At 42.5% G+C, this 737-nt stretch carries 1 protein-coding gene; it reads right to left on the reverse strand.

Annotation, left to right across the window (positions count from 1 at the left end):
* The coding region (locus tag H4J67_RS19970; RefSeq protein ID WP_182204906.1) for a tandem-95 repeat protein at nt 1-737 on the reverse strand (737 nt) is incomplete at both ends.

Consider the following 737-nt stretch of genomic DNA (forward strand, 5'->3'; position numbering starts at 1 on the left):
TCATCACTTAAATCTGAAACCGGTGTCACTGAAATGGTTAGGGTAGAACGCTGAGTATCACCTGCACCGTCAGTAACAATATAAGTAATTACAGGCACAGCACCATTAAAGTTATCATTCGGAGTGAAAGTGTAACTACCATCGGCATTTAAAGTGAGTTCACCTTCAGCGAGAGTAACGGTATCACCTGCATTATAGGTATTCCCACCAACCGTAAAGCTGGTTACCGTGAGTGGACCATCAGCAGTTTCTGCATTATCTAACACATTGCCTGTAGCAGTTGTGTCTTCTGCTATCGTAACCGTTTCACTATCATCACTTAAATCTGAAACCGGTGTCACTGAAATGGTTAAGGTAGAGCTCTGTGTATCACCAGCACCATCAGTAACGGTATAAGTAATAACAGGCACAGCACCGTTGAAATTATCATTAGGTGTGAAGGTATAACTACCATCGGTATTTAAAGTGAGTTCACCTTCAGCAAGGGTAACCGTATCACCTGCATTGTACGTATTTCCACCAACCGTAAAGCTGGTGACAGTTAGTGGACCGTCTGCAGTTTCTGCGTTATCTAGAACATTACCTGAAACTGCTGTATCTTCAGCTGTTGTGACCGTTTCACTATCATCACTTAAATCTGAAACCGGTGTCACTGAAATGGTTAGGGTAGAACGCTGAGTATCACCTGCACCGTCAGTAACAATATAAGTAATTACAGGCACAGCACCATTAAAGTT

The sequence above is a fragment of the Colwellia sp. BRX10-4 genome (assembly GCF_014077465.1).
Lineage (GTDB): Bacteria > Pseudomonadota > Gammaproteobacteria > Enterobacterales > Alteromonadaceae > Colwellia_A.